25 protein-coding genes and 3 pseudogenes are annotated in these 25644 nt (G+C 59.7%); 12 read left to right on the top strand and 16 right to left on the bottom strand.

The annotated features are described in order from the left end of the window. Positions 1-63: 63 nt before the first annotated feature. Together RW095_RS08065 and RW095_RS08070 are read right to left on the bottom strand one after the other, a co-directional pair. On the bottom strand, positions 64-462 hold the full coding sequence (locus RW095_RS08065) for a hypothetical protein (protein ID WP_317015570.1): 399 nt from the start codon (positions 460-462) through the stop codon (positions 64-66). 198 nt (positions 463-660) lie between these two features. Continuing rightward, positions 661-1215, bottom strand: a complete 555-nt coding sequence (locus RW095_RS08070) for a hypothetical protein (protein ID WP_317015571.1) — start codon at positions 1213-1215, stop codon at positions 661-663. A gap of 160 nt (positions 1216-1375) precedes the next feature. On the opposite strand from RW095_RS08070, the gene RW095_RS08075 reads away from it, so the two are divergent. Then, the gene (locus RW095_RS08075) at positions 1376-2395 is read left to right on the top strand and encodes an IS110 family RNA-guided transposase (RefSeq protein WP_317015573.1); all 1020 of its coding nucleotides are present in this window, start codon (positions 1376-1378) and stop codon (positions 2393-2395) included. A 934-nt stretch (positions 2396-3329) separates the two neighbouring features. Here RW095_RS08075 and RW095_RS08080 read toward each other — a convergent pair. Further along, a complete protein-coding gene (locus RW095_RS08080; protein ID WP_317015574.1) occupies positions 3330-3722 on the bottom strand; it encodes a hypothetical protein in 393 nt (130 codons plus the stop codon). 291 nt (positions 3723-4013) lie between these two features. Then, positions 4014-4217: a hypothetical protein gene (locus RW095_RS08085; RefSeq protein ID WP_317015576.1), complete on the bottom strand. Its 204-nt coding sequence runs from the start codon at positions 4215-4217 to the stop codon at positions 4014-4016. Between the two features lie 555 nt (positions 4218-4772). Here RW095_RS08085 and RW095_RS08090 point away from each other — a divergent pair. The 3 genes and pseudogenes from RW095_RS08090 to htpX all read left to right on the top strand — a co-directional run bounded on the left by RW095_RS08090 (position 4773) and on the right by htpX (position 6976). Further along, positions 4773-5201: a PRC-barrel domain-containing protein gene (locus tag RW095_RS08090; protein ID WP_317015577.1), complete on the top strand. Its 429-nt coding sequence runs from the start codon at positions 4773-4775 to the stop codon at positions 5199-5201. A 48-nt stretch (positions 5202-5249) separates the two neighbouring features. Continuing rightward, a pseudogene (locus RW095_RS08095) lies at positions 5250-5414 on the top strand (AAA family ATPase); the annotation flags it as partial. Positions 5415-6106: 692 nt separating this feature from the next. Further along, positions 6107-6976, top strand: a complete 870-nt coding sequence (htpX, locus tag RW095_RS08100; protein ID WP_317015578.1) for a protease HtpX — start codon at positions 6107-6109, stop codon at positions 6974-6976. A gap of 45 nt (positions 6977-7021) precedes the next feature. On the opposite strand, the pseudogene RW095_RS08105 reads toward htpX, so the two are convergent. From RW095_RS08105 to RW095_RS08120, 4 genes and pseudogenes are all read right to left on the bottom strand, one after another. Beyond that, positions 7022-7426: pseudogene (locus RW095_RS08105) on the bottom strand (IS30 family transposase); the annotation flags it as partial. A gap of 768 nt (positions 7427-8194) precedes the next feature. Next, positions 8195-8848, bottom strand: a complete 654-nt coding sequence (locus RW095_RS08110; protein WP_317015579.1) for a BON domain-containing protein — start codon at positions 8846-8848, stop codon at positions 8195-8197. A gap of 423 nt (positions 8849-9271) precedes the next feature. Further along, entirely contained in the window at positions 9272-9433 is a 162-nt protein-coding gene (locus tag RW095_RS08115) for a hypothetical protein (protein ID WP_317015581.1), read from the bottom strand. 789 nt (positions 9434-10222) lie between these two features. Continuing rightward, positions 10223-10816: a DUF1269 domain-containing protein gene (locus tag RW095_RS08120; RefSeq protein ID WP_317015582.1), complete on the bottom strand. Its 594-nt coding sequence runs from the start codon at positions 10814-10816 to the stop codon at positions 10223-10225. A gap of 365 nt (positions 10817-11181) precedes the next feature. Between RW095_RS08120 and RW095_RS08125 the strand changes: the two genes are divergently transcribed. Continuing rightward, positions 11182-11835 (top strand): BON domain-containing protein, encoded by a 654-nt coding sequence (locus RW095_RS08125; RefSeq protein ID WP_317015584.1) that lies wholly within the window; start codon positions 11182-11184, stop codon positions 11833-11835. Between the two features lie 186 nt (positions 11836-12021). Continuing rightward, positions 12022-12705 (top strand): type 1 glutamine amidotransferase domain-containing protein, encoded by a 684-nt coding sequence (locus RW095_RS08130; RefSeq protein WP_317015585.1) that lies wholly within the window; start codon positions 12022-12024, stop codon positions 12703-12705. A 278-nt stretch (positions 12706-12983) separates the two neighbouring features. On the opposite strand, the gene RW095_RS08135 is transcribed toward RW095_RS08130, so the two are convergent. After that, positions 12984-13325: an AraC family transcriptional regulator gene (locus RW095_RS08135; RefSeq protein WP_317015587.1), complete on the bottom strand. Its 342-nt coding sequence runs from the start codon at positions 13323-13325 to the stop codon at positions 12984-12986. Between the two features lie 225 nt (positions 13326-13550). Between RW095_RS08135 and RW095_RS08140 the strand changes: the two genes are divergently transcribed. Continuing rightward, positions 13551-13781: a hypothetical protein gene (locus RW095_RS08140; protein ID WP_317015588.1), complete on the top strand. Its 231-nt coding sequence runs from the start codon at positions 13551-13553 to the stop codon at positions 13779-13781. An 89-nt stretch (positions 13782-13870) separates the two neighbouring features. On the opposite strand, the gene RW095_RS08145 is transcribed toward RW095_RS08140, so the two are convergent. Then, positions 13871-14206, bottom strand: a complete 336-nt coding sequence (locus tag RW095_RS08145) for a PRC-barrel domain-containing protein (RefSeq protein WP_394365016.1) — start codon at positions 14204-14206, stop codon at positions 13871-13873. Between the two features lie 509 nt (positions 14207-14715). On the opposite strand from RW095_RS08145, the gene RW095_RS08150 reads away from it, so the two are divergent. Then, entirely contained in the window at positions 14716-15087 is a 372-nt protein-coding gene (locus RW095_RS08150; protein ID WP_317016652.1) for a DUF308 domain-containing protein, read from the top strand. Positions 15088-15223: 136 nt separating this feature from the next. Then, entirely contained in the window at positions 15224-15856 is a 633-nt protein-coding gene (locus RW095_RS08155) for an Hsp20/alpha crystallin family protein (RefSeq protein ID WP_317015590.1), read from the top strand. A 203-nt stretch (positions 15857-16059) separates the two neighbouring features. Here RW095_RS08155 and RW095_RS08160 read toward each other — a convergent pair whose 3' ends face one another. Then, positions 16060-16566, bottom strand: coding sequence for a hypothetical protein (locus RW095_RS08160; protein WP_317015591.1), 507 nt, complete (start codon positions 16564-16566; stop codon positions 16060-16062). 211 nt (positions 16567-16777) lie between these two features. Between RW095_RS08160 and RW095_RS08165 the strand changes: the two genes are divergently transcribed. Further along, complete coding sequence (locus tag RW095_RS08165; RefSeq protein ID WP_317015593.1) at positions 16778-19612, top strand: ATP-dependent Clp protease ATP-binding subunit; 2835 nt, start codon at positions 16778-16780, stop codon at positions 19610-19612. A gap of 53 nt (positions 19613-19665) precedes the next feature. Here the strand turns inward: RW095_RS08165 and RW095_RS08170 are convergent, their stop codons facing one another. The 4 genes from RW095_RS08170 to RW095_RS08185 all read right to left on the bottom strand — a co-directional run bounded on the left by RW095_RS08170 (position 19666) and on the right by RW095_RS08185 (position 21795). Next, positions 19666-19938: a UBP-type zinc finger domain-containing protein gene (locus tag RW095_RS08170; RefSeq protein ID WP_317015594.1), complete on the bottom strand. Its 273-nt coding sequence runs from the start codon at positions 19936-19938 to the stop codon at positions 19666-19668. 58 nt (positions 19939-19996) lie between these two features. Then, positions 19997-20467, bottom strand: coding sequence for an NAD(P)/FAD-dependent oxidoreductase (locus tag RW095_RS08175; RefSeq protein ID WP_317015596.1), 471 nt, complete (start codon positions 20465-20467; stop codon positions 19997-19999). A gap of 818 nt (positions 20468-21285) precedes the next feature. Further along, positions 21286-21525, bottom strand: coding sequence for a DUF6566 family protein (locus RW095_RS08180; protein WP_317015597.1), 240 nt, complete (start codon positions 21523-21525; stop codon positions 21286-21288). Between the two features lie 27 nt (positions 21526-21552). Continuing rightward, positions 21553-21795 (bottom strand): hypothetical protein, encoded by a 243-nt coding sequence (locus RW095_RS08185; RefSeq protein WP_317015599.1) that lies wholly within the window; start codon positions 21793-21795, stop codon positions 21553-21555. 827 nt (positions 21796-22622) lie between these two features. Here RW095_RS08185 and RW095_RS08190 point away from each other — a divergent pair. Then, positions 22623-23246 carry a phosphate-starvation-inducible PsiE family protein gene (locus tag RW095_RS08190; RefSeq protein WP_394365017.1) on the top strand — a complete coding sequence of 208 codons (624 nt, stop codon included), beginning with the start codon at positions 22623-22625 and terminating at the stop codon, positions 23244-23246. A gap of 387 nt (positions 23247-23633) precedes the next feature. Here RW095_RS08190 and RW095_RS08195 read toward each other — a convergent pair. Then, a pseudogene (locus RW095_RS08195) lies at positions 23634-23858 on the bottom strand (DDE-type integrase/transposase/recombinase); the annotation flags it as partial. Between the two features lie 217 nt (positions 23859-24075). Here RW095_RS08195 and RW095_RS08200 point away from each other — a divergent pair. Next, positions 24076-25095, top strand: a complete 1020-nt coding sequence (locus RW095_RS08200; RefSeq protein ID WP_317015600.1) for an SGNH/GDSL hydrolase family protein — start codon at positions 24076-24078, stop codon at positions 25093-25095. Positions 25096-25644: the final 549 nt, after the last annotated feature.

Raw genomic sequence — 25644 nt, forward strand, 5'->3', positions numbered from 1 at the left:
TCATCGGTGGACTTGCTCGCGCTGCAACGGATCATCGGGATCGAGGCGGGGAAGGGCGCGGAGTCAGTTTTGCGGTTTTCCGTTGTCAGACCGGTACAGCCAGGGGTACTGCAGTCTCAATTGCTCTTCATATTCCGGCAATCCTTTCGCCCAACCCACCGCGTCTTGCTCTTTGACGAACAGCATTGAAGTACCGTCGCCCCAGTCCTTCGTTGCGGCGCTTTGATAGTAACCGTCGTAGTCCAGATACAACGCTGATAGCAATCGGGTCGCGTCCGCTTTGGGATAGTGCTTGCCGACCACGTAAAGATACCGCTCCTCTGCTCGGCGGAAATCGAGTGGATGGGGCGATTTCAAAAGATACATACGCGCCAAAGGCTTCTCAACGGCAATGAGGTCCTTTTCAATCTCCGCGCTCGAGATTTCACGATCTTGCCGCTTACCCCATCCGAACATTCCCATCGCTCTCTCCCCCTACTTAAGATTCAGTTTTCCGCTGCGATTAGCTCGGCGTCTGTTCGGGCGATACGAGCCCGTGCAGACGAGAATAACGATGGAATCCACATCGCTATCGCTACAGCAGTCAACAGCAACGCGAGTGAGCGCTAGGTAACCCCCGCATTGTCGCTACGAGAATCAATCATTGAGTCCTATCGTGGATCAACTCGGCATATTGGCCGGGCGCTCGGTCCCCGACTTGCTATCTTGCATAGACGGTACGTTCACCACCCAGAAGCGCATGTCCTGCATGTTGTCCCAGTTATATCCAATTGTGGCCATGATGCTGCCCAAAAAGTATGAGCCGTTAAGCATCGTGAAAGTCTGCGTGCCGGGATTATTCGGGAACAGGTGCTGCGGCGCTGTTGGACCCATGGTCCGGCGGACGCCGGTATTCGCGCCATTCATGCTGAAAGCCATGTCTTTCCATGTCATGACCTGGCTGAATGAGGTGTTGGGTACGATATCGTCACCGCAGAAATCGATGCGGTCATAAGATTTGGATTTCTTCGGGCTTTGCCAGACTGTCACACTGATGTTAATGCAATCCTGACCTGAATAAACCCCAGGCCGCCCGCTCGGTGGCATAACGTAGAACCAAGCCGGCAGGCGGTTAATGTTGAGGGCTACACGCGGCCACCCCGGCTTCTCGTTGTTGGCGAGGACGTCTTTGAGAGGGGTGTCGTGGAGGTGCGGGTTGCTGGAGGAGCGCGCCACTGAGGTAACGCCAATGCCAGCGATTTGCCGGTTAAGAATGAAATGAACGCGTCCCACCCGTGAATGTGAGAGCAGAGGTAAGGTGGACCCTCACGGGCCAACGGCATCGATGTGCCCAAATGGGAAATGCACGCATTTCCCGGCAACCGGAGGATCCACGATGAACAGTATGGCAGTGGGCGTAGACATAGCCAAGCTCGTTTTCCAGGTGCATTACGTCGATCAGGAAACTGGTGAGATCGTGAACAAACCGATCAAGCGGGCGAAGTTCCTTGAGCACTTTGCGAATCGTGCGCCGTGCCTCATCGGAATGGAAGCGTGTAGCGGTGCGCATCACTGGGCACGTCAGCTGATCAGGATGGGACATGACGTCAAACTGATACCGGCTGAATTTGCTAAGGCGTTCAACATTCGAAACAAGAGTGATGCTGCTGATGCACGCGCGATCTGGTTGGCGGTTCAGCAACCAGGCAAGCCGGTTGCGGTGAAGACGGAGACACAGCAGGCGATGTTGGCGCTGCATCGGATGCGCCAGCAACTCATCAAGTTTCGCACGATGCAGGTCAACAACCTGCGTGGATTGCTGACGGAATACGGCGAGGTGATGGGCAAGAGCCGTGCTGCGCTTGACGAGGCGATTCCAGCGGTATTGGAACGGGTTGCCGAGCGACTGCCGGCGGTTGTGATCGACTCACTTCGCGAGCAGTGGAACGGACTGACGAAACTCGATGAGCAGGTCGCGCAGATTGAGCTTCGGATGCGGGAGTGGAAAAAAGAGGACAAGGCGGTCAAGGCCATCAGCGAAATCCCGGGCGTGGGATTGCTGACCGCGACAGCAGCCGTCGCGACCATGGGCAATCCAAAGGCATTCAGTTCAGGCAGAGAGTTCGCGGCATGGGCCGGTCTTGTACCCGGGCAAACGGGTTCCGGAGGTAAGGTGATCTTGCACGGCATATCGAAGCGCGGAGACACCTACCTGCGCACCCTGTTAATTCACGGCGCGCGATCGGTCCTGGAGCACGGGAAGGAGCCTGGTCCGTGGGTTGAGCAGATGCTCAGGCGCAGACCCAAGAACGTCGTAGTCGTCGCTCTGGCAAACAAGATGGCACGCACAATCTGGGCGGTACTTGCTCACGACAGGCCATACTGCAAAGACTACGTCAGTGTAAAGCCCGTCTGAAAAAGTCTTCGCTAAATAGAACTTCAACGTTTCAACACAGGGTGAACGTCGAGAAAGTTGCGCAGCAATCGATTGTGATGACCAGTCAGGTAGGACCTGGGACTCGCTAAACCTGCATACTGTCTTGAGCTTCGAGCTCGTGGTAAGAATGAGGAGCGAGTCAGCGGATTCCATAGGGGCCCGCAGCGGCTGTATCGGCTGCATGAAGGCCGGATAGAGAGCTGCAACCCAGCCTGTCAGTCTGAACAAACGAAAACTGTTGCAAAACGGGACGCGTTCATAGAGATTGTGATGACCAGTCAGGTAGGACCTGGGACTCGCTAAACCTGCATACTGTCTTGAGCTTCGAGCTCGTGGTAAGAATGAGGAGCGAGTCAGCGGATTTCATAGGGGCCCGCAGCGGCTGTATCGGCTGCATGAAGGCCGGATAGAGAGCTGCAACCCAGCCTGTCAGTCTGAACAAACGAAAACTGTTGCAAAACGGGACGCGTTCATAGAGGCAGTATGACTCCCGTTCGGCAAGGCTGGCCGCCGAGGGGAATTAAGCGCGGGTTAGCATTGCTGTCGTTGCCGCACTTGGCAACAACATGTCGGTCGGGCGGGCGTTGCGTGAAAGCGGTGGTAATCCGCTCTATCTGCTTGAACTGAGTCGGGCCGCGACACCGGAGAGGGGCGACTGGCCGCCGTCTATCGCCACGCTAATCGAAGAACGTCTCACTGCGCTGGATCACACGACTCGAAACCTGCTTTGTTTCGCGGCGACCCATCGGCCGCAGCTTCGCCCCGGAGCAACTTGCGGAACTGACCGATAAGCCGCTTCAGGACATTCTCTCGTCCCTGACGGGACTCGAACGCCGCGGTTTGATCGCGCCCAACCAGAGCGGGTTCGATTTCGCACATGACCTGGTGCGTGAGACGTCTGTACCAGACGCTTTCACAGCCGAATAGGCGCGCAACGCATCCCAGCCAGTCGCTGGCAGCGAGCAGGTACGATCCGCAATTGCATCGCGCAGTCGTTCATCACGCTACCTTGGCCGAGGACCCGCTGATGACCGCGCGGGCAGGTGTCGAAGCGAGCCACCACTGTCTTCGGGTGTTCGCCGTTGCTGAAGCCCTCGCTGTCGCTGAACGTGGGATCGCTCACGCTCGCGCAATAACGCCCGGAAGTGAGCGCGTGCGCCTCAACATTCAGCTTCTGATGGCGCGGCTCGTGGCAGCCGCGTGTTCCGGTGACAGGCGGCCCGCCGCGCTCGAGGAAGCATTCGAGCAGGCCATTGGGGAGGCGGAAGCGCTGTCGCTTCATGCGGACGTGGTCCAGGCACTCCACAGTTACCCCTCGAAGGGCACCTGGGCTTCATTCAACACAATTGCTTCAGTGACGACACCTCGCTGATGTGTTGGGCCTCGGAGAGTGGATCGGCCCCGAGCAGGTGCCGCTCGATGCAAGGGCGGCGCGCAAGAAGCTGAGCAATCTTTTATCGCGTCGCCGAAAATCAACGCGACGACGCCGAGATTTCGCCTGCCTCAGCGCAAATATCGCGCGGCTCGCAAACCTCACGGACTCTCGGCCACGGATTGCGAGATACTCGAGTTCGCCATGGCGCTGAAGCACGAGCGGCTATCCGTCCACGCCGACGAGCCAGTTGTGTTTGATGTGGTAATTGACGCCGTAGTCAGCGGTAAGCTGGACGCCCGCCTGGTAGCGGATAGCCGCATTTTTGCTCGTCGCGAGGTGGGGTTCGAGGTGGTAGTTGCCGGGCGAAAAAGTGAAGCCGGAAGTAGGGTTGATCGGTGCGGCAACTCGCGAGTTGCAGGAGGACATGAACATCGCCTCCGCCGATCCTTTCGTCCCGGTTTCGCGACCGGTCCGCCCGCGGATCACACTGCAGATTTTCGATACCTATAGGCAGAAAAGAGAAAGAAGCCCGCCCTTGGCGAGCTTAGGATTGACGTCATGGGCCGAACCAGCTCGGCGCAAAAGCTGACGCCCAAGATGAAATTCACTTGGTTCAGATCGGAGCACCACCGATGGACGAACTGTTAGCGCATGCATGGCGGATGCTGCTCCAGGTGCGAGGCATCGCGGGACGACTATTGGGCCTGCTCGCGCTGTTGGCGCCTGGCGCTCTGTTAGGGTGCGCCGCGGCGGTCGTCACAGCGTTCCGGCCTCGCTCGAGCCAAAAAGACCGGTGGATTCCACTGCCGCTCGGCCTATGCAGACCCTGATCACTGCAGTGCTGCTGATAGCACTCCGCAACAGTCCGCGCGGCCGTCGGCGTAGCAACTTCTCCGGCAAGCGGAGCGGGCCACTGCACCCATAAAGGCCGCCGGCCGGCAGGGTGCTCCATTATTCATTCGTACGCATTGGGAGTACATCATGAATGAAAGACTCGAAAAGGCTGCGAGAAACCTCTCACTTTTGCTCGCCGTGACGGCTACCGTGTTCCCGGCCGGCTCCGCGACGGGGCAGCAGCCCGCAGCCCCGGTCGCAGGCACGGTGCCTCTCGGCGTGAGCGTCACCCAAACGCAACTCGTAGCGAAGGGGTGGCGTGCATCGAAGCTAGTCCACACCGACGTGTACAACGACAAAAACGAAAAGATAGGACGGATCGACGACCTGATTATCGCGCCCGACGGGTCACTTTCCGTGGCCATTATCGATGTTGGCGGATTTCTCGGCATCGCCGCGCACCGCGTCGCTATCCCGGTGCAGCGGTTTAAGCAGATCACACCGAAGATGATACTGGAGGGCGCGAGCAAGGATGCGCTGAGCAAGCTCCCGGAATTCGAATACGCCAAGGGTTGAAATCAGCCGCAGATAATCCGATTTTCACCCTTGGCCCCGTTCATGTGGCGCGTACGCCGCCGGCCGTATAGCGTGGCGCTGCTCGACGAGCGCAAGAAAGCGAATTCGGAGGTGCATAACCTGCTTCTGTAACTCTTTGACGAAGGCCGACTCACGGACGGCAAGGGACGTCTGGTTGATTCTACGAATACGATAATCATCGCCGCCAGCAATCCATCTCGCGGACATCGGCTATGACCCGGAGTTGGACGCACGCATGCCCAAGGGAAAAATCCCTCAGGAAGGGGAGTCGCAGCTCGCGGATGCCGTTTTGCGCGGCGACGTGCCCGAAGGCGACAAAGTCGTTATGACCTACGACAGGTTGCAAACGCCGTGCTCGTACAGATGCAGTCACCAGAGACGGAACTCCGAACAAGTCGACCAGGAAACCGGCGCACGTCTGACGCGATGCACGGCCGTAGGCGATGCCGCCTGAACGGCATCGTCCATGTGGCTGAGCCTGCGGCGTTGCGCGCGCCGACTGGATGGCCGGTTCAGAGCGGGGTGGCCTTGGCCTCGGTTACGAACATGGCGCGTTGATCTTTGGAGCCGGACTCATCGTCCGGCTGCCCTCCACTTCCGACGAAAATTCCGCGCGCTGTGCTGTTCCCGAGACAGCTTGATTGGATTGGATGGCATTGATGGTTGGCCAATCGATTGATACCCCGGCGCTACGCCAGGTCCCCCATCTTTACCTCACATGCGGCAAGGGAGTCTCGATGCATCGTGCCGCCGTTGCGGAGGCAGTTCGCGCACAAACGCAGGAATCCAACATGTCTGGGCGGGAAGGAGGAAGAAGCGCGAGAACCATGGACGTATGCTCTGCCCCAGGCCAACCGTAGCAAGCTTCTAAAGGAGCTTCGCAAATGAAACGCGTCATACTGTTTCTCGCCACCAACCTCGCGGTGATATTGGTGTTTTCGATAGTACTGAATGTCTTCGGCGTCAGCCGTTTCCTGACTAAGAGCGGGCTAAAAGTCAATTCCCTACTCATGTTCTCCGCAGTGGTAGGCTTCGCCGGTTCGATTATCTCGCTGCTTATTTCAAAGCCGATGGCGAAATTGACAACCGGGGCGCGTGTCATCGACTTCCCACGCGATGCGACCGAGCAATGGTTGGTGGGCACCGTACGGCAACTCGCACAGAAAGCCCGCATCGGTATTCCGGAAGTTGCAATTTTTGAAGGTCAGCCGAACGCGTTTGCCACCGGCGCATTCAGGGATTCAGCCTTGGTGGCCGTCTCGACCGGCTTGCTGCAATCGATGAATAACGAGGAAATAGAAGCGGTCCTCGGACATGAAATTACGCATGTGAGCAACGGCGATATGGTGACGCTGACCCTCATTCAAGGTGTGGTGAACACCTTTGTGATTTTCTTCGCGCGTGTAGTCGGCTACTTCGTGGACAAGACTTTCTTCCGCACTGAACGCGGGGTGGGCCCTGGTTTTTACGTTACCGTTATTGCCTGCCAGATCGTCTTCGGTATCCTCGCTTCAGTGATTGTCGCCTACTTCTCGCGCTTGCGCGAGTTTCGCGCCGATGCGGGATCTGCTCACCTGCTGGCTTCACCGCGGCCGATGATCAGCGCGCTCGCCCGCTTGGGTGGGCTTGAACCCGGCGAACTTCCGCAAACTTTCAAGGCATTCGGCATCACGGACAAACCCGGTTGGCTTGGGTTGTTCGCGACGCACCCTCCGATCGACAAGCGCATTGCCGCGCTGCAACGTCGCGAATAGGTCGACGGAGTGGTGGGCGGTTTCAAGAGTGAAGCGCAACAGTGCCTAATGAATGGAAGCTGAGGTTATCGAAGCGGTTGCGAGCATACGTTCGAAGAGCTCGAATGGCGGATAAAATACATGGGTGGCGCGAGGTCGGCTGTCGACGATGGCATTGAGGTCGTCCTGACTGTAGATCGAGAGGTCAGTACCCTATCTGCAGATACTGCCGCACAGCCCATTGGTGTTCTCGCAGGTACCGCGTTGCCATGGACTGTGCGGATCGCAGAAGTACAGGCGCACGCCGGTGGCGGCGCTGAGCTCCTGATGCCGGGTCGTTTCCTTACCCTGGTCGTAGGTGAAGCCCTGGCGCAGTGGGGAGGCGATCGAATTCAGTTTGGCAGTGAAGCCCGCCAGTGCCGAGGCGGCGGTGGCGTCTTCCATGTTCGCCAGCAGCACCAGGCGACTGGTGCACTTCGGCTGCACGGCAAATCGCAATCGCTGGTACCGGTGATGAAGCCGTCCCTGTTCGACGCAGGCGACGGTTTTCGCAAATTTTTCGCGATCCTTCTCGCTCAGCGCCGGTCCACCAGCGACGACATTGACGAGGTCTTGAATTTCCGGCAAGTCCAGTTTATGTCCCGGCGTCTCGAAGATTCGTGCACGGCTGCCGTCGGCAACGACAACCCAGGTGGTGACAGCCACGGTGCGCCTCTCAGCATGATCGGTCGCCTACTCCGCGGCCATCGCAAATCGCCGCGTGACGCCAGCGAACTCGCCGGTCAACGACAGTCTTGTCCCGACACTTCACCACGCGCGAGTTTGCTTGGGAGAGCTTCTCGAGTGCGCCACGCTGTTCATGACGCGCTTTTCATCGTTTTGAAAGCATTCAACCGCGCCCGCATCACATGCCGAGCGCGTGACGGGGGTGAGCACGGAGCAGAGGCCCGTCAGACGCGCGCTGAAGCGCTTCGCGAGCCGCAGGGTGATTCCGGGTCGCGGATGAACGTGCTCGCTCGCGTTGAGTTGAAAACGACGATTATTTTGTAGGTCATCGCATAGCTCTCGTAGGCGCAAACGACATAGGCGCTGCGCTCCGTTCGAATCTGGGCCACAGCAGGGCTCTTTGACGCGAACCAAGCCGGTTAAGGCTTTGCTGTATCGCGCACTCGGGTCGATAGAGACCGCCGAAGCGAGCGCGATGACCGGTTGGGAGCGAACCGACCGGTCTCTAGCCCGTCAGCGCCCGATGTTGATCCGGTTGTCGACGTGCGTCACACCGGGGGCAAGCCATGCAACCCGCTCGGCCTCCTCGCGCTCGGCCCACGAGCGGACCGTGCCACGCAGGACGACCTTATTGCCTTCGGCCTCAACCGTGATGTGCTGCGCGTCGATTTCCGCGTTGCGCTTGAACGCGTCCTCGATCTTGCGCTTGAGATCCTCGGGCTTGACCTTCGGCTTGATCTCGATCTCGTTCGTCACGCCGGTTACGCCGCTCACCCGCAGCGCCGTGTCGGCCGCACGGCGGCGCTGGTAGTCCCATTCGACTTCGCCCTTCAGCGTCACGTATCCGTCCCTGACGACCGCCTTGATGTTGTCCGCCGAATAAGGGAGCTCGGCCTTCAGTTGGGCAATGATTTCGCGCACGATCTCCGGATCGGGCCGCTTGTTGATCAGAGGCAACCGGACCTCCACGTCATTGGCGACGCCCTTCACGCCGTGGACACGCGTCGCATCTTCCTCGGCCTTGCGCTTTTGCCTCCAGCTGCGCGCGAAACCAGACAACGTGACTACGCCGTCCTTGACCGCCACCCCGATATCCGATGGATCGATGTCCGGATCCCACTTCAGTTCGTACTCCACGTCTTGCTTGATGTTTTCGTCGGTTCTCATCGCTGCTCCTTATCGCTTTGTTGATGGACTAACGCGCGCACGCGGGCTGCGCCTGCGCCGCACGAATTGGCCCATCGTAAAGCGTGCCGACGTGCATTTCTTCCCTTCGCCTGCGCAGTTATTGCGCAATGCTGCTTTCAATTCCATCCTTTCTTTGCGAATGAACGTGGCGACTTTGCGAACGTCGAACGGAATTGTCAACGCAATGAAATCGGGCTGGCGCCATCCCCCGGGACGCTTCGTGTTCGCCGCAGTTACTCGGCGGTCGAACTGCGTCGCCCCGATCGCGGTAAATGTGCACGTTGGATCACAAGACTTCCCGACTTGTTCGGGCGCGTCGAACAAATCTACGCACAGGAAACGCTGTTTGCAGCGCGTCGAGAAGCTCGCTCTGTGGCTTTCCAGTACCCACGGCGATTGAGTTTACTTCTTCGCGCGTTGCTCGGGCTCGGGGTGAACGGCAATTGGATCGCTCGCAGGAAAGGTCTCTTCGAGCGCTTCGTCCAGTTGTTCGTCCAGGGTCATCGGCGCTTCCTGCGCCCCGGCTTTCGACTTCGGGATGTCGACGCGACTTTCCTTCGTCATGTTGCGCTCCATAAGAGAACCAGCGGCATTTCGTTATTGCAGCGGCGTTGTCTGCATGCAATCACGGTTATTGCAGGCGGAGATCGCCACCTTCCTGCGCAGATCGAAAATCGCGGCATCGACGACATCGAAATCGACGTCACTGATCTGTCGGGTGGCGCGAGAGTCCATCGCCTGCGAAGGTCAGTCCCGAACTGGACCCTTCAGTTTTACATGCGACCTGGATCCAGGACCAGCGCAGACATTTAAGTCGAGTGCCATGCGTTCAGTACATATCGATCTTATGCGTGGTCAATTCATATAGACCAGCCCTGAGAGGGCGACCGCTTCGAGCAACACAAGAGGGGTGCTTCCTGTTTGCCTACCGCCCTGCAGCGGACGCGCCGTGCTGCATGCGAACGGGTGACGAACAATATTAAAAGTCCGTTGCTCTACGCTCCTGGTTCACGACCGGAAAGAGACTTCGCCGGGCCGCTTGTCCGGCGCGCCCCGGTGTTCTCAAGACGACCTTGTTGCCCCGGGAAGCTCATCCAGCGAGGAAGCGTCCGCTACAGCACGGTCGGCCGACGCTCAGTTCGCTAATTGCTGATTTTTCGACCTTTCCGGCCTTCAGGTGCGGTCCTGTCAGTATTCGGAAGCTTAAGCGGGAGCACTCTCCAATGCCGAACTGCGGGTCGATGTGATCGACGTCCACAAGGTATGGTCCGGCAGATTGTCGGGGTGCCGATCCGACCCAAATACGAACTTCAACAGAACTTAATATGAGAACCCTGATGCAGCGAGGGGTGCTCATGCTGTCGTGCCACTGCGGTTCAGGCTCTCTAGCGCCTTCCTCAGGCCTTCCTCCTGATCGTTCGTGAGAGACGTCTTTAGTACCTTTCCGCCGAAAGGCTTCAGCTCCGGCAGCACCTTGTCGAAATTCGCATGACGCACGAGGATGAACAGCGCCGACGAACCCGGCTCGATGTTCTGGCCCGTCGAACGCATGAAATCGTCATCGATTCCATAGTCTGAGAGCGCGCCCGACAATGCACCCGTGCCAGCACCGATGGCCATGCCTGTCGCCAGCCCCGCGAGCGGATTGAGCAACATCAGGCCAACCAGCGACCCAAACAGACCACCCCAAGCCGCGCCGCTGAGCGCGCCGATCTTGACGAGATCGACGGCTTGCTTGACGTGTACGTTGCCCTCCGCGTTACGGACCACGACGCAGGCATCCTCAAGGTCGATCAGGTGCTCCTTTTGCATCTCGTGGAGTTTGGTCAACACCTTGTCGGCCGTCTCTTCGCCTTTAAAAGCTACAACGACCAGATCGCTCATCGATTTGCTCCTTTTTTCTGGTAAATAAACGAGGACCGACCGCGGCAGGACGGTTGAGTTCATGCTCAGCGCCGCGCGCAAGCCGGTGGACCGCGCAGCAAAACGGAGGCGGCGCCAGCGAGCCCTGCATGTGCCGCGCCGCGCGTACCGTCGGATGTTGACAGGGCCATTAGCCCGATGAAGATGACATCAATACTGGCCTCTTGCCGGTTGCACTTCTTTCTCATTCCTGCGGAGACGTGTCGGATCTCTGCAGTTCCTGCTGCGCGGCTTTCACATATGAACGTGCAGCAGCATTCCGCAAAAACTGCACAGGCGTAGGGAAGAAAACCGGCCCGGTGCGCCCTACCGTGGACGGGGATGCGTGTGACGCTGGACGCGGCCCGCGTGCGCGCGTTAGTCCATCAACAAACCGACGAGGAGCAGCGATGAGAACCGACGAAGACATCAAGCGGGATGTGGAGTACGAACTGAAGTGGGATCCTGACATCGACTCATCGGATATCGGGGTGGCGGTCAAGGATGGTGCGGTCACATTGTCCGGTTTCGCGCGCAGCTTCCGGCAAAGGCGCAAGGCCGAAGAGGACGCGGCGCGCGTGCGCGGCGTGAAGGGCGTCGCCAATGACGTGGAAGTGCGAGTGCCGCTGATCGACAAGCGACCCGATCCGGAGATCGCGCGCGAGATCGTTGCCCAACTGAAGGCCGAGCTGCCTGATGCGGCGGACGCCATCAAGGCGGTCGTCAGGGACGGAGACGTGACGCTGAAGGGCGAAGTCGAATGGGACTACCAGCGCCGCCGTGCGGCCGACACGGCGCTGCGGGTGAGCGGCGTAACCGGCCTGACGAACGAGATCGAGATCAAGCCGAAGGTCAAGCCTGAGGACCTCAAGCGCAAGATCGAGGACGCGTTCAAGCGCAACGCGGAAATCGACGCGCAGCACATCACGGTTGAGGCCGAAGGCAATAAGGTCGTCCTGCGTGGCTCGGTCCGCTCGTGGGCCGAGCGCGAGGAGGCCGAGCGGGTTGCATGGCTTGCCCCCGGTGTGATGCGAGTCGACAACCGGATCACCATCGATTACTGACAGGCCGCTGGAGACCGGGCGGCTCGCTTGCATACCGAATGGCCGAGGGTGGGAAAGGGCACAGCCCTAAGACCGGAAACACCCTCGGTGCTCTTGACAGCCGCCTATACTGCCAGAATGACTTGGGTGGATGACACCCCTTTTCGGCCCATTGCAACGCGAATTTAACGGACTCGCGAGGTCGTCATGAAAATCTTGGTGGTACTGACTTCACACGACCAGCTCGGCGATACGGGCCGAAAGACCGGATTCTGGCTCGAAGAGTTTGCCGCGCCTTATTACGTGTTCAAGGACGCAGGTGTCGAGATGACACTCGCCTCGCCCAAAGGCGGGCAGCCGCCCCTTGACCCTAGGAGCGACGATCCGGACTCGCAAACCGAAGCGACCCGGCGTCTCAAGAAGGACAACGAAGTGCAAGCGGCTTTGGCAAATACAGCGAAGCTTTCAACTGTCTCGGCTGCGGACTATGACGCCGCGTTCTATCCCGGCGGGCACGGATCGCTATGGGATCTGGCAGAAGATCCGCAGTCGATCGCGTTGATCGAAGCCATGTATGCGGCGGGAAAGCCAGTCGCCGCGGTCTGCCATGCTCCCGGTGCGCTACGTCATGCAAAGCTGCCTGATGGCTTTCCACTCGTCCGCAATAAGCCCGTAACCGGATTTGCCGATTCGGAAGAAGCGGCCGTCGGTCTTACGGACGTAGTGCCTTTCCTCGTCGAGAAGATGTTGAAGAAGAATGGAGGCAAGTATTCGAAGGGGCCAGATTGGCAGTCACATGTGGTTGTCGCGGCAAACCTGATTACGGGGCAGAACCCCGCGTCGTCGGAAGCAGCAGCAGAAGCGCTGCTCTCGAGGCTGAGCATCGCCTGACACGACGGTTGTGTTGAAGGTGCGAGTCATGGCAAGACGACCAGGGCCAGCAGGTCCGAGACCCGAAACCAATCCAGCGAGGTGATACATGCGCCTGAGCTTGCACGTTTATCTTGTACTACACGAAAACGCCGGGCCACGGTCCCGATCAACGTTGACCCGTCCACTGCCAAGGCAGACAACAGATAAGCTACTTCGAGAAGCTCTTGTCGCTCTGGTTTAAGCGCGAGCGCTGGCGTCCCGCGGTTATTGTTTTGTCCGCAACGTCGCTAAATGAATCAGCTACCGACGTTCCGGTGGGCAAGTCGGCATGCGCGCGGCGTCACACCGGTGTATCGATGAAACACGTCAGTGAAATGCTGCTGGGTCTGAAACCCCGCGCGCGCGCCAACGTCAACCAGCGGGATGGTCTCCTCGCACAGCATCGTCCTTGCTAATTTCACCCGTTCGAGTGTCACGTACCGATGGGGCGGGTTGCCCGTCGCCGTTTTGAAAACGCGCGCAAACTTTGAAGCACTCATGTGCACCAGAACTGCGAGTTGCTCGACCGAAATGGTTTCGGCTATGTTGTCATGAACGAAGGCTTGAATGCGAGCCAGCATTTGTCGGGTAAGAGGCATCTCCGGCTCGACTGCCCCAGCACAGTGCCCGTAGCGCACGGCGATGTGCGCCGAGATGACATCGGCAAAGCGTCGGCGCAGGCAGCGTCGACAAGATCCGCACTATCCAGAGCACCCAGTGCATCCGCGGCCTCGCGCAGGAACGGATCCCAAGACTTCGAAAATTTCGGGACCGCCCCAAACGCTTCCTCCGAGACTTGCCCAAGTATGCCCGGTTTCAGTGCGATGACCCACCCCTTGGGATCGTTGTCAGCGATCGTGGTCAACTGCGCCGCGCCAGGAATAACTGAGCTCGGCATTGTGTGCGGCATTGGCGCATGGCAGATTGCGGGTATTGCCACCGCCCTGCTCCTGCTGCTGCTCTCGGTGGGCAGCAGTATTGAACGGGCGTTGCACCGGCGCTGGTTGAGAAAATCGCCTGAAGAGCAGGCGGCGATCACGCAGCACGACGAATAGACACCCAGCGGCGCAGTCATCGGCGCGCTGCCCACGGAACAAATGTGCCGCGCGTCAATGCAGCCACCATGGAGGATGCGAGACCTATGTCAGTGATGCTTGCTGTAGCCGGACGTTGGTTTCGGTGTCGCGCGTACCTTTGTATATTGAAACTCGGGCAGCGCCTTGATCGCATCTTTCGTCGCACCGGCAAGCACCAGTTTGCCATTGACGAAATCGAGCTGCTCGACTGGAATGGCCACGTCTCGATGCGATACCCCCAGCAACTGGTTCGCGGCGATGATTGCAAACGATATCGACCGGTCCGGTGCCACGATAATGTCGTGAACGACGCCGACACGCTCACCCTTCTCGTTGGAGACTGGCTTGTCCATGATCGACTTTCTCACGCTCCAGCCTGCCACGATCGCGCCTGACTCTTCCACGCTGACACCAAGCGGCTGGGCTCCGCAGCAATGATCACGCTAGTGCCATTCCGTGCGCGGCGTAAATTCATGTTAGAACGCCTCACGGGGAGCGGCTATCAAAAAAGCGGTGAAAGATCGCCACCTGGGCGTGCGCGTCTAGAGGGAGTCCCAGCGACGACACGAGCAGCCATGCAAGCAGATTCGTTTTCGTGACATTCCCTTAATTATTGGGTTGACGGTGCGACACCGGGACGGCAATGAAGACGCCAATGCCGACCGTCCGCTGCATCAGTTCGTGTTAGAACTCCTCACGGCGAGCCGCTTTAAAAAAACGGTGATGGATCGGGTCATTTCGGTGCATCCGCGATGCCAATCTGGATGCCGTTCAGCACGCGTCCTGAATGAACGCAGAATTGCGAAACGCATGGCGGAAACGCGAAAGAATCGCAGATGCGTGCGGCCTAGACTGAAGTTCGTCATCTGACGCTACAGCTTGGAGTCCCACATGGGTGAACTAGGTAGCGCTGCTGTTCGGCATTCTGGCGCTGTTCTGGCCGGGTCTCACTCTGCTACTGCTCATCACCCTCTTTAGCGCCTACGCAATCGCCGGCGGCGTTGTCGCGATTGTCGCGGCCATCCGCTACCGCTCGACGCACGCCAGCTGGTGGGTGCCCTTGCTGCTGGGCATCTGCAGCATCGGCGCTGGTGTGATAGCCGCGTTAGTGCCGCGAATTACCACACTCGTGCTGATCGCCGTCATCGGCGCAAACACGCTTGTCTGGCTGATCGGCGTGTATGCGTTGTTCACGGGCGCGCTGCTGTTCGTACTCGGCATCAGTGCGCGTGCCTGGCACCATGACGGACTGACCGGCGAGCCACACGCGCCATTGCATCCGTAGGTGCACCGTTCAGCGCGCGGGTCGCAAGGTCAAGCCCGCGGCCAATGTCGCATCGGGAGGTCGAATGGACCGCCCGTGATCCCCAGTGGTCCAGCCTCAGGTCTCGCACTGGCGTACTTCGTGTAAGGAGAATCACATGCTTCTGGATCTTGACAAATGGAATCCGTTCCGGTTTTCACGGTCGCACCCCGCGCAAAAAATCGCATCGGGCGACGCGGGTGCGCCCGGCACCGGTCAGCAAAGCGCCCAGCAAAATGGGCCGCAGACCGGCACGCAAACGGGTAACGGGACACCGACGGCAGCCGCTGCTGCCCCGGTATCACGTGCGCCTGCCAGCTGGCCGCTGCCTGATCCGATTCATCTGTTCGCTGAATTGATACGCGATCCGTTCGGCGGCCGTGGACCGCTCGGAAGCTGGTTCGGCGACTTCAGCGCCAGCGAGTTTCAACCGCGGATCGATGTCACCGACGAAGGCGACGCACTTCGTGTTGTCGCCGAATTGCCAGGCATGACCCGCGACGACGTCGAACTCGAAGTGGTTGAAGACATGCTGATCATCAGCGGCGACAAGCGCGTCGAATCGACGAGCGAAGAACAGGGTTGCTATCGGGTCGAGCGGTCGTTTGGACACTTCCAGCGCGCGGTCCCGCTGCCCGCGGGCGTCGATCTCGATCGGGCGGAAGCCAGATTTGAAAACGGCGTGCTGACGCTGCGCGTCCCCAAAGCGGCCGGAGAACCGGCAGCGAAGCGGCGCATCGAGATCAAATAACACAATCCGCACTCCGCGCTCAGGCCTATCGTGAGACAACCCGTCATGTTCCGCGGTCGCGATGATTTGGCCCATGTCAGCATCGAGCAGCAGATTGGTGTACTGGCCGCGCACCATCTAAAGCGGCATCTGCACCCGTTTTCGACGGAACTGATCAGTTCGCGGGCGCGTGTCGAAAGGGACACGCTGCGCGCCGGCGACACTTATCGCGTGAAGCTGCGGCTGATACTACCACTACCTTGCGGGCGGCCGGAGAAGAAGCCGAATGCGTTGCCGATTTCAGCGCGTTCGCGGGCATCCAGGCATATCCATTGAAGAGGCACGCTGCACCGCCTCGTGCTGTCGGTACCGCACGACGAAGCAGTGCGCGGCCGACGCGACGTAGGAAGACGGATTTCGCCTGAATCTCGCGGCGCCGCTACGCTCGTTCCGACCCCAGACCAAATCGACGAGGCGATCAGCAGACTTTTGGATTCTGGCAACCGGATGACGCGCTCAAGCTCGAAGATGTGCTGCCCAGCAGCGACGAACAGCCCGAAGAGGCAGCGAGCGAGCATGAAGTGCGCTCGCTCACGGGCATGCTGCTGGGCCAGTTGCCCAACGCGTGGCGGCTCACGGTGCTGCCAGTACAAGTGGACGATGTGCCGCTGGCGGAAGTGGCGATAGGCCTCGGCACGGACGAAGCCACCGTGCGGCACGGCCTTGAGCATGCCGATGCGTTCCTGCGCGCACGGCTAGAGGAACGGGGTGCCGCGAACAACAGATCAATCGACGCCGCCCACCCGATTGCGTCGTTTCGAGTGCAGTGCAAGTCCAGCGCGCAAACAAGGCGGCATCGGAATAAGCAGCGCAACAGGTATTTTCCACCCACCCCTTACCCGCCCGGGAAGCGATGCGCTCACGGACGAACAGGAGATCATCATGGCCAAGTGCAGTGTTTGCGGAAAGCCCGCGACCTCGCAGATCACGATCACCGAAAACGGTCAACGCCGTCAGCTGATGCTGTGCGATGAGCACTACATGGAGTTTATGGCGCGCAATCAGCGCCGCCTGTCGCCGCTCGAGTCCCTCTTTCACGGCGGACTTTTCGACAGTCTGTTCGACGACATGTGGCCACAGATGGAAGACGGCCGCGGTAGCCGGTCACGCGTCAGACGCGCGCCGGGACAATCCGGCGGCGCGGATCAGGACACAGGCACCGGCAGCGGGCAAGCCGGCGATTCAGCGGGCGCACAGCTTGGCGGCCGCACGCGCCGGCATCGCCGGGCGCGCGAAGCGGTCGACCTGCAGACGTACCTGAGCGAGGGCGGTCTGGACCGCCTGCAAGCCGCGGCGCAAGCAGCCGCCGAATACGGCAAGAACGAGGTCGATACGGAACATCTGTTGCTGGCGCTCGCCGATAACAATGTCGTGCAGGAAATCCTGCGCGAATTCAAGCTCGATCCAGAAGAGATCAAGAAGACCATCGACCAGACCGCGCCTCGCGGCACCCGCAAGGAACCGAGCGACAACGAGCAGTTCGGTGTGTCGCCACGCGCCAAAAGTGCGCTGGAAAATGCGTTGAAGGCGTCGCTGGAACTGGGCCACAGCTACGTCGGACCGGAACACATTCTGATTGGGCTCGTCGAGGAAGAAGACGGCTTTGCCGGTGAATTGCTGCGCAAGCTCGGGCTGTCGTCGCAATCGCTGCGTCAAAAAGCAGTCAAGGTGGTCGGCAAGGGTGCCGAAGACGGCAAGATGGAAGGCCGCTCCACCACGCCCACGCTCGACAAGTACGCGCGCGATCTCAGCGCGCTTGCGCGTCAAGGCAAGCTGGATCCGGTGATCGGCCGTGACAAGGAAATCGAAACCACCATTGAAGTGCTGGCGCGGCGGCGCAAGAACAATCCTGTGCTGATCGGCGAACCGGGTGTGGGCAAGACCGCTATCGTCGAAGGCCTCGCGCAACGCATTGCTCAGGACCAGGTACCGGAAGTGCTGCGCGGCAAGCGCGTGGTGGAACTGAATATCAACAGCGTCGTGGCAGGCGCGAAGTATCGAGGCGAGTTCGAGGAACGCGTGAAGCAGGTGCTGGACGAGATCATCGAGAACCAGGACCGTCTGGTTGTGTTTATCGACGAACTGCATACCATTGTCGGCGCCGGCCAGGGCGGCGGGGAAGGCGGTCTGGATATCGGCAATGTCTTCAAGCCCGCGCTCGCTCGTGGTGAGCTGCACCTCGTGGGTGCGACCACATTGAACGAATACCAGAAGTACATCGAGAAAGACTCTGCATTGGAGCGGCGCTTTCAGCCAATCATGGTGCCTGAGCCGAGCGTCGAGGAAACGATCGAGATTCTGCGTGGCCTGCGCGACCGGCTCGAAGCGCATCACAAGGTGAAAATCACCGAAGAGGCGGTCGTTGCTGCGGCAAAGCTCTCGGACCGCTATATCGCCGCGCGCTTTTTGCCGGACAAGGCGATCGATTTGCTGGATCAGGCCGCAGCACGCGTGCGCATTTCGTCGAATTCGCGTCCGCAGCCATTGCACGATGTCGAGGCGAGCATCCGCCGCATCAAACAGGAACAGGACGCGGCCAGCGCTGCAAAGAAATTCGATAAGGCCAAGGAACTGGAAGAACAGCTCGTCGCCGAACAGAAGCGCCTGCATGAAGCCGTTGAAACGTGGAAGAAGGAGCGCGGCACCAGTTCGCAGGAAGTGACGGCGGAGGACATTGCGCAGATCGTTTCGTCGCTCACGGGCGTACCGGTATCTGAACTCACGGCTGAGGACCGTCAAAAGTTGTTGCGACTGGAAGACCGCCTGAAGGAGCGCGTGGTCGGCCAGGATGAAGCCGTCTCCGCGGTCGCCAAAGCCGTGCGGCTTTCGCGCGCCGGTTTGACGGAAGCCGGCAAGCCGACTGTGAGCTTCCTCTTTCTTGGGCCTACAGGTGTGGGCAAAACCGAACTCGCAAAGGCGCTTGCCGCTTCGGTGTTCGGCGACGAGAACGCGCTGGTGCGCATCGACATGAGCGAGTATTCCGAGCGTCACACGGTGGCACGGCTGGTTGGCGCGCCGCCCGGATATGTCGGCTACGAGGAAGGCGGGCAACTCACCGAGCGCGTGCGGCGCAGGCCATATTGCGTGGTGCTGCTCGACGAAATCGAAAAGGCGAACTCGGAGGTGCACAACCTTCTGCTGCAACTGTTCGACGAAGGGCGGCTCACCGACGGCAAGGGACGTCTGGTCGATTTCACCAACACGATCATCATCGCGACGAGCAATGTCGGCTCACAGCTGATCCAGGACAACATGAAGGCCGACTCGAAGCAGCTCGACTATCCTGAACTGCGCGACCGGTTGATGGAGATCCTGCGGCATCATTTCAGGCCGGAGTTTCTCAATCGCGTCGATGAGGTGGTTGTGTTTCATGCGCTCGGCAAGGAGCAGATTCGCAGCATCGTCGATCTCCAACTCGCGCGTGTACGGCGTACGGCGCTGGCCCAGGGCATCGATCTGTCGTTCGACGATGCGTTGCGCGATTACCTCGCGAAGATCGGCTATGACCCCGAGTTCGGCGCCCGGATGCTCAAACGCAAGATTCGGCTTGAAGTGGAATCGCAACTCGCCGATGCGATGCTGCGAGGCGACGTGCGCGACGGCGACAAGGTCACAATGACCTACGACTCGGGTACGCGTTCGGTGCGTGTGCAGAAAGGAGCAGCGCCTACGGAAGCGCCAAGCGAGGCGCCGAAGCAAGCACCGGCGCATGCGTGACACCGGCATGCTGAAGAACGCAACGCCGGCCGCACATGCGGCCGGTGTTGCCGTCACGATTCAAGTTCACCTACGACGATCTCGTCGCGATAACACCAGATCCACGTTTCGCCGGGTTCGATTGAACGTACCAGCGGATGGCCGGTCGCGTGAAAATGTTTGCTTGCATGCCGGTTCGGCGACGAATCGCAACAGCCGACGTGTCCGCATGAAAGACAAAGCCTCAAATGTACCCACGGCTGGCCGAGCTCCACGCAGTCCTCGCAATAGTCGATGGACGTGTGGAAAATGCGGGCCGCGCCTTGGTGCGTGCAACCAGGGGTCATGATCGTCCTCCTCGGACAAGGTACGCGAGACGCGCGCGGATCAGGGCCGCGCGTTCGCTCAGGCGCTATTGAGATAGCGATTCACCAGCGCGACAGCCATTGCTCCCTCGCCGACTGCCGACGCCACGCGCTTGATCGACGCGTGACGCACGTCGCCTGCTGCGAATACGCCGGGCACACATGTTTCCAGATGCAGCGGCGCGCGTTCCAGCGGCCAGTTCAAATTCGCCCGATATTCCTGCAGGTCGGGACCGGTCACAAGATAGCCGCCTTCATCGCGGACAATGCCGACCTCCTGCGCCCATTCGGTCTGCGGCACCCCGCCAATGCAGACGAATAGCCAATTCGTCCTTACCGTGCTTTGCCGGCCGGTGCGGACATCGGTCAGCGTGATCTCCTCCAGCACGTCATTGCCTGCGAGCGCGGTGACTTCGGTGCACGTACGCACTTCGATATTCGGCGCCGACGTGATGCGATCCACCAGGTACTGGGACAACGTGTTCTTAAGCGATGTGGCACGCACGAGCATACAGACGTGCCGAGAAAGCGCTCTTCACCCGCCAGAGCCAGTGTGCGATATGCCACGCCGGTCGCGCAGATAGACGTGCGCGCCGTGATACGTGTGCCGTCTTCCAGGTACACGATGCCAAGGCCTGGTGGAAACTCCGCGTGCACGCCGGCGCGCGCCAGCAGGATTTCGGCGCCGAACTTAATGGCCTGAACGCGCGCCCGTTCAGCGAGCTCTGCGCCGCTGACGCCCTGTCGAAAGCCCAGATAGCTCCCGATCTTCTAACTGCTGCCTGCCTGTCCGCCCAGTGCCCAGCGCTCCACCGGTATGGTATGCAGGCCCTCCGATGCACCGTACACCGCCGCGCGCAATTCCCGCCGGTCCTGCGCCGTAAATCGCAAGATCGTAGGCCTCACGGGATGGACTTGCAAACCAGGCGAGCCTCTCGGTGATTTGCCGGATGGTGGGACATTCGAGCCGCGTGCCGTCGTGGAAAATGCAGACCGGCAAGCGCGAATCGCGAAGATGCTGCACGTGCGCCAGTTCCTCCGCTTCCTTATCGCTGCCCAATTCTACCCATTCGAACGGTATGTCGCAGCGATGCAGGAAGTCGCGTATCGCGTATCCATTTGCGCTGCGCATGCGTCCATAATGGTGACCATGAAAATGCTATCCACCTTTGAGGAGGTTAGCGACTTTTCTTTCGTTTCACGCGCTTCACAAGTAGGCGCCCCCCGCCAGAATAACGGCGGTTGCCCATATCCGTGCACCGTAAGCGCATCGGAGAGTAGCGTCTTTCGCGACCCTGCCGGGTTTGTTTCCTTTGCGCTGATTTTCCATCACGTCTGATCGTGCGATTCTTGGAGCTTGCGATCGACAAAACGCATGCCCCATTCGATGCCGTCCCGCACCGCCTCCTCCTGCGCAAGCCATTCCGGCTGAACCGTATCCGGACGGAATTCGGCCACGGCGCTATCGGCATGGCGCACTCTCACTTTCGCCTGCCACGCCCCATACGCGTTCTGCTCCGGCTCTACCACGATCTCGTAGCCTCGATGCTCAAATACGTGCGTTTGCATGAGCCGCTCCGGTTCCGTATCAAGGCGTCAATCCGGAAGCACGAACTCGGTACGCATGTCTTCGATCACCTTCCGGACATGATGTGCGCAATCTGCGCCGAGGTCATTGAGCGGCACCAGGTTCCAGTTGGGGCCGGATGCATCGGGCGGATGCCGCTCTGGTAGCGGTATGCGCACGCGCAAAGCTCCCGGCACGCCAGCGGCGATTTTCGTCATGCGGTTCTGCAGTTCGTCGCGAATTCGCTCAGCGGTTCGAACGGTCTTCGGCATCGGTCTGCCTCCCTTCGGTCGCACGTCCGGATCGTGACTGAATCGCGCATACGTTCCTCCTGCCTGAGCATGCGCCGACGATGCTTTAAGTCTAGTCGCTAATCCCGAGATGTTCGGATAATCGCTCGCTTCTGCGGACTGCATCAAGGGAGGGCGGGCCGCAAAGCTGCTCTTTGGAAGAATGCGCAAAGCCGAAAGAAGCAAAGGCCCGATCCTCTCCAGGTCAGCCCGCATCGTAGCTGAAGCGGGTGTCCGCAACTGATGAGCTGCTGGTGAGCTGGCCAAAAAGAAGATACTCGACGTGCTAGGCCCAAGTTGTGGTCTTGAAGCAGGCGACACCCGCCCGCGATGGAGACTGGTTGTTTGTTATCCAACATACGCAAGCGGACCAAGGGGAAAAGGCCGCGCGTGACGCGTGCGAGGCTGCATCGTGCGTCACGCGATGCCTCCTAAGACCTGCACAGATCGTATGAGCGGTTGACAACCGCTCGGCGCATCGTGGGTGGGGCGGTTGGTGACGTAATCCCTGATGCGCGCTACCCAAATGGCGTATTCCATATTTCGTTCGTCGGGGTACAGTGCGGGAACCTGCTACTTCAAGCTTGGTACCTCTTCCAACATATGACAGGTACCCTGTATCCGAAGCGCGAAATAGTTCGACCTTTGTTATCAATAACTGAATACGTCAGTTCTGCTTTGGGCAGCTATCCGCAAAGAACCCGCGCAAACGCGAAGGACCGAAGCGTGTGCGTTACGCGACCGTCGAATGAACTGTGCACGGCGCATATGCAATCCCTGCACGCGCGTCGTGCGTTCGCGGCGCAGCGATGGCCGCCCGGGAGCCGAATCATGAAAAAAAAGAAAAGCTGCTGCGCAAGGATCTCGATGCGTTGCGTCTGCAGTGGGACATGCTCACCCTTTATCAACGAGTCGAGCAGCTTGTCGCGCATGTGCTGAGCGTCGTGATTTCTATCATCGTTCTCGTGTCGCTGTGGCAGTTGATTGGCGCCGTGATTTCATTGCTGGTTTCGGACGCGCTGAACCCGCTGGATCACGCGGTATGTCAGACCATCTTCGGCATGGTCATGACGCTGCTGATCGCTATGGAATTCAAACATTCAATTACGCGCGTGATGGCGCGGCGCGATCACATCGTGCAGGTCAAAACGGTGCTTCTGGTTGCGCTGCTGGCTATCGCCCGCAGAGTCATCATTCTCGATCCGGCCAGTGCGCCCGCCCAGATCGCGGCGCTTGCTTTTTGCGCTCGTAGCGCTGGGGAACGTGTACTGGTGATGCGGCAGCGCGACGACCCGGTCGACGCCACGGCCGCCGTGCAAGCGGAGCGCGATCGCGTGGCGCACGCGCAGCGACAGCAAGGGTACGGCCTGGCGAAGGCGGCCAGCGCGACAATTGACCCGACTCCCCACGCTCGTCACGTGATGGCAGCGTAAGCGTGAATGGAGCGGACGGCGTCGATGGTCACGCGAAGTCACGCCGTCTCCGGTTGCACCCCAGCGCCTACGTTAGCGTGTGCCCGGACTGGCGACCACGATTGATCGGGCTGGCGAGTTCGTTTCCAGCCATACGAAAACCGTTTCCACAGTCCCTCGGCCGACTGCCGCGAGACGCAGGCCACAGACCGCTTCGGATCCTCTCTGTTCCAGCTGGCATCGCCTTCAATCATGGCTCCTCGTCTGCTATTTATTCCGCTCCTTCGCGCCTGGTTGCCGGGCTGTCCGTTGCTCAGCCATTGCTCGCCTCGCCAGCATGCCCAAAGTATGGATGGTTCTGGTGCAAATAGGTAACCCGATTGAGAAGTTTCCTATAGGCAGGATACCTTATCGAGTGGACAGGACAGCATTCCATACGGCGGGCGCAGCGGCATCCTTGAGGCCGAGCTTCGCGAGATCGAACTGGCCCTTGCGAATTCGATGCGTCAGCTCGATGCCTGAAATCGTGATCGCGGCGCTCCTGAACCGTTTGAAACCGAGCATCACATTCGTTCTGGATTTTATGTGGCGATGGTCCTGCTCGATCACGTTGTTCAGATATTTCGACGACCGGGCAGCACCTGTTTCATTTCACAGCGTTTCGGCTTAACGGCGAGCAATGATGTCTTGCTCTGCATCGACCTTCACGGCCAGGCTCACACCGTGTGTGGTACGCCCGTGTCCAACCGCGATCGCGCACACTTTTTGCTGCGAGAGATTCTTATCAGGAGAGCGACACGCGACAGGGCGCCATGTTGCTCAGCTGCCGAGCCGTTAAGGAGGCGTAGCGATGCGAGGAATAAATAACAAGGTACGTGCTGCAATTTTTGCCGTGGCGATCTCACTGCTTTCGGCATGCGGCGGGAACGGAGGCAGTTCGAGTAATGGCAGCGCGGCCACACCTGCAGGCGGCATCAATCTGCAGATCGTCTCGTTCGGCGACAGTCTTTCGGACGTCGGCACCTATGCACCGATCGCAAGCGCGGTTGGCGGGGGGCGTTTCACGACCAATCCTGGACAAGTGTGGACTCAGGATGTTGCGCAATACTACGGAGATACGCTAAGCGCTGCGTACACGATCGACCTCACGCATAAGCTCAGTGCGCAGAGCGGCCTCAGCTATGCGGAAGGTGGTGCCACGGTGGCAACGCCGGCAAACCAGTCCGACTTTCTAACCGACGTGATCGGCGACGTCGAAATGCCCGTCAATCAGCAGGTGTCGCGCTATCTGGCCGCTCACGGGAGCTTTAACACGAATCAACTGGTGCTCGTCTGGGCCGGCGCGAACGATGTGCTTCGCGCCGGGGCGCTGCCGGCCGCTGCGCAGACCGTGGAGACGGCGGCTACCACTTTGGCCGAGGTGGTCAGGCAGATTGCACAGAACGGCGCCACGCATATCGTGGTGGTCAATGTTCCAAACATCGGTCTGGCGCCCAAGGGGCTTGCGTCGGCCGACGGTGGGGCCAACCTTGCCCAGTTGTCGCAACTCTTCAACGGTAGCCTGAACGCGGCCTTGCAAAGCAATGGCCTGCAAGGCAAGGTCATCCAGATCGATTCTTATAGCTGGGTGAACCAGATCGTCGCGAACTTTCAGGCCAATGGCTTCGCCGTGTCGAACACCAGCGTCGCCTGCGACCCTACGAAAACGCCCCATGCCACGGCATTGCTGTGCTCGCCGCGAACCTACGTGACCGCCAACGCGGACCAGACGTACATGTTCGCCGACGACCTTCATCCGACGACGCATCTGCACGCGTTGTTCGCCCAGTACGTGGAGCAGCAGATCGCCAGCCGCGGTCTGGGTCACTGAGCCGGGAGGATGATGATTCACCGACGGCATCGTCGGGTTGTCCGCCATTCTGTCCGTTCGCGTCTGTGCTACGGTGTCTGGCGAGGCAAAAAGGCCAAGCGCCGTTTCACCTGAAGCGGCCGCCAGAGCCGCGCTCGGTTGAACGACGGCAACGGGTCGGGCTGCGTCAGTCCGCTCGTCACATGCATCGCCCGAAAGCGGTCAGTGATTTCGCTGCCTGGAAACGGCCAGTCGCCAGTGCGTACTCCCGACCTCATGTGTTAAGCGTTGTTCGACGCCTGCCCATGTCTGCCACCGCGTGAGTACACGACGAGGCATGCGGGCAGGCGTTGGACAACGCTCGAGGGAGGAAACCGCGGAGTGGTCCAGGACGGCAGGAATATTGCGCAGCTATGGGGATTTAAGTGCTCTCATGAACTGCGGAGACTCACAATCTTCAGTCGAAGCGAGGGTTTGGTGGTCACGTAAATATTCTGCTGCATCCATGCTGCACGTCTGTAGAGGTGTCGCGAGCGCGGCAAGGTCTGCTGGTAACGACAGGCACAAGCG

The organism is Paraburkholderia kirstenboschensis, from assembly GCF_032806925.1.
In the GTDB taxonomy this organism is placed as follows: Bacteria; Pseudomonadota; Gammaproteobacteria; order Burkholderiales; family Burkholderiaceae; genus Paraburkholderia; species Paraburkholderia kirstenboschensis.

Coding starts and splice junctions, on each gene's coding strand:
- htpX (WP_317015578.1), top strand. CDS start 6,107: ATGAAACGCGTCATACTGTTTCTCGCCACCAACCTCGCGGTGATATTG.
- RW095_RS08090 (WP_317015577.1), top strand. CDS start 4,773: ATGAATGAAAGACTCGAAAAGGCTGCGAGAAACCTCTCACTTTTGCTC.
- RW095_RS08115 (WP_317015581.1), bottom strand. CDS start 9,433: ATGACGAAGGAAAGTCGCGTCGACATCCCGAAGTCGAAAGCCGGGGCG.
- RW095_RS08140 (WP_317015588.1), top strand. CDS start 13,551: ATGACCCACCCCTTGGGATCGTTGTCAGCGATCGTGGTCAACTGCGCC.
- RW095_RS08180 (WP_317015597.1), bottom strand. CDS start 21,525: ATGCAAACGCACGTATTTGAGCATCGAGGCTACGAGATCGTGGTAGAG.
- RW095_RS08200 (WP_317015600.1), top strand. CDS start 24,076: ATGCGAGGAATAAATAACAAGGTACGTGCTGCAATTTTTGCCGTGGCG.
- RW095_RS08175 (WP_317015596.1), bottom strand. CDS start 20,467: ATGCTCGTGCGTGCCACATCGCTTAAGAACACGTTGTCCCAGTACCTG.
- RW095_RS08075 (WP_317015573.1), top strand. CDS start 1,376: ATGAACAGTATGGCAGTGGGCGTAGACATAGCCAAGCTCGTTTTCCAG.
- RW095_RS08130 (WP_317015585.1), top strand. CDS start 12,022: ATGAAAATCTTGGTGGTACTGACTTCACACGACCAGCTCGGCGATACG.
- RW095_RS08125 (WP_317015584.1), top strand. CDS start 11,182: ATGAGAACCGACGAAGACATCAAGCGGGATGTGGAGTACGAACTGAAG.
- RW095_RS08160 (WP_317015591.1), bottom strand. CDS start 16,566: ATGCTCAAGGCCGTGCCGCACGGTGGCTTCGTCCGTGCCGAGGCCTAT.
- RW095_RS08155 (WP_317015590.1), top strand. CDS start 15,224: ATGCTTCTGGATCTTGACAAATGGAATCCGTTCCGGTTTTCACGGTCG.
- RW095_RS08165 (WP_317015593.1), top strand. CDS start 16,778: ATGGCCAAGTGCAGTGTTTGCGGAAAGCCCGCGACCTCGCAGATCACG.
- RW095_RS08120 (WP_317015582.1), bottom strand. CDS start 10,816: ATGAACTCAACCGTCCTGCCGCGGTCGGTCCTCGTTTATTTACCAGAA.
- RW095_RS08170 (WP_317015594.1), bottom strand. CDS start 19,938: ATGACCCCTGGTTGCACGCACCAAGGCGCGGCCCGCATTTTCCACACG.
- RW095_RS08190 (WP_394365017.1), top strand. CDS start 22,623: ATGGCCGCCCGGGAGCCGAATCATGAAAAAAAAGAAAAGCTGCTGCGC.
- RW095_RS08065 (WP_317015570.1), bottom strand. CDS start 462: ATGGGAATGTTCGGATGGGGTAAGCGGCAAGATCGTGAAATCTCGAGC.
- RW095_RS08135 (WP_317015587.1), bottom strand. CDS start 13,325: ATGCCTCTTACCCGACAAATGCTGGCTCGCATTCAAGCCTTCGTTCAT.
- RW095_RS08110 (WP_317015579.1), bottom strand. CDS start 8,848: ATGAGAACCGACGAAAACATCAAGCAAGACGTGGAGTACGAACTGAAG.
- RW095_RS08085 (WP_317015576.1), bottom strand. CDS start 4,217: ATGTCCTCCTGCAACTCGCGAGTTGCCGCACCGATCAACCCTACTTCC.
- RW095_RS08185 (WP_317015599.1), bottom strand. CDS start 21,795: ATGCCGAAGACCGTTCGAACCGCTGAGCGAATTCGCGACGAACTGCAG.